This is a genomic window from bacterium, from assembly GCA_009926305.1.
In the GTDB taxonomy this organism is placed as follows: domain Bacteria; phylum Bdellovibrionota_C; class UBA2361; order UBA2361; family RFPC01; genus RFPC01.
Genome location: RFPC01000187.1, coordinates 1 through 1860, shown reverse-complemented (window position 1 = coordinate 1860; position 1860 = coordinate 1). Strand labels below are relative to the sequence as shown.

The window sequence follows — 1860 nt, the reverse complement described above, 5'->3', positions numbered from 1 at the left end:
GGTGGAGCTACGGGATTTTGGTCGAGGCTTCAAGTGGATTCGTCCAAGTTGCTCATGCGGATGTGAAAAAGTTTGGGGGCATGGCTTTGTTACGAGAATCCTTGATGGAATTCTTCTCGAGCTCAAAAGATACCGCTGCCCTTTGTGCAAAATGGTCTTTACTCTCAGGCCCGTAGGCTTCTGGTCGAGGTTTCAAACTCCTGTTTCGGGCATCTTTAAGGCCGAGCGCCCCAGAGATAAGTGTTATTTTTCAGAGTGGAGATAGGCATAATTTGCCGGAATTAAAGAGAAAGGATGAGGGACAACGGGAACATTCAGAAAAAATTCCAATAGAATTGGAGATTCCCGTGCCACACTCATCGAAGCGAGATTACCTCGCACTGCTATGGTGTCGCTATAACAACTCAAATACAAGAGCAGAGAAATCAAAGATTCTAGACGAAATCTGTCGTAATCTTGGCTACCACAGAAATTCCTCGCTCCGGCTGATGAATCGTGACGAGCCTCCAAAATTGGGGCGGGGTAAAGGCAGTTCTGCAAAGAAATACTCCGAGGAAGCCAAAAGCCATCTTAAGCGACTCTGGCGGGTCATGGGACGTCCGGCGGGCAGAAAAATGAGGGAGATGCTTCCAGATTGGCTTTACTTTGACCAAGAACAGACTCTGACACAAAAGATAAAGCAAGAACTCATGACGATGTCGAAGAGTTCTATCGATAACTTTCTCAAACCTGCGCGAGCTCAATGGAGACGGGAACGAAACACAGGCACGAAGCCTGCAAGAGCCAAAGTAAAGACTCTTGTGCCTGTAAAACCAATGAGCTTCAGAGCTAAAAAAGTCGGAACAATAGAAACTGATACTGTTGCACACTGTGGAGAGCATCTTTCTGGAAATTTTTATTGGTCACTCTGCTGGACGGATCTCAAAAGCACCTGGACGGAAGCTGCGGTTGTTTGGAACAAACAATCTCTAGAAGTAAAACGTGTTCTTGAAAGAGCTGAATCGGAGTCATTCTTTTCCTGGGAAATGCTTTGCAGCGACTCAGGCACAGAGTTTTTAAACAAAGAAGTTGTTATTGATTTCTGCAAGGATCCAAGACGTGAAAAACCGTTGCTACAAGTCCGAGGCCGTCCATACAAAAAGAATGACCAATGTTTTATCGAACAGAAAAACAATGTTTTCGTTCGTCAGCTTCTGGGGTACGGGCGACTGGACAGCCGCAAAATGGGTGACCTTTTGAATCAAACTTACCGGGATTGGGGGCTATTGCGAAATCACTTCGTTCCGACAACAAAGCTCCTGTCAAAAATACGCGTCGGATCAAAAATAAAAAAGGAATACGACCAACCGAAAACACCTTACGAGCGTCTCTTGGAAGATCCAGATGTTTCGCCGGAACAGAAAGAAAGACTTATTGCGGAGCACATGAAGCTCAATCCCTTTGAACTCCGCAGACGTGTCCTAAGCCGGCTCAAAGTCATTCATCGATGGCACGACATCCAGGCCAGAGACAGAGGGGGACTGACAGCATGACTATGAAAAGAAAGAGGAGTTCCTTCAATAACACTTATCGTTTGGGCTGTGCGCGAGGAGTTGAAATGGGTGCTTGGAGCACAGGAGCTAATGATTCGAGCAGCCGATATGAGACGTGCCTGCGGCACCTCTGTTTCAGAAGTGACACAAGACGGTCTCAGGCAGAATGAAAGGCTACTTTAGGGCGTGTTTGAGACCTCTTGTCAGACCGCTTCCCGAAAATGCGCCGCGATGTTAAAAAATTCACTGATCGTATGCACTCGTTGGCACGATGTTGGCGAATGGCGTTCGATAGAATTGATTCAGGGGAGTCACAGAGCGTGACTGA

At 46.8% G+C, this 1860-nt stretch carries 1 protein-coding gene; it reads left to right on the top strand.

The genetic code is table 11. The features are described from left to right. The first annotated feature begins 272 nt into the window (after positions 1–272). Positions 273–1532 (top strand): hypothetical protein, encoded by a 1260-nt coding sequence (locus EBR25_13605; GenBank protein NBW42018.1) that lies wholly within the window; start codon positions 273–275, stop codon positions 1530–1532. Positions 1533–1860 lie beyond the last annotated feature (328 nt).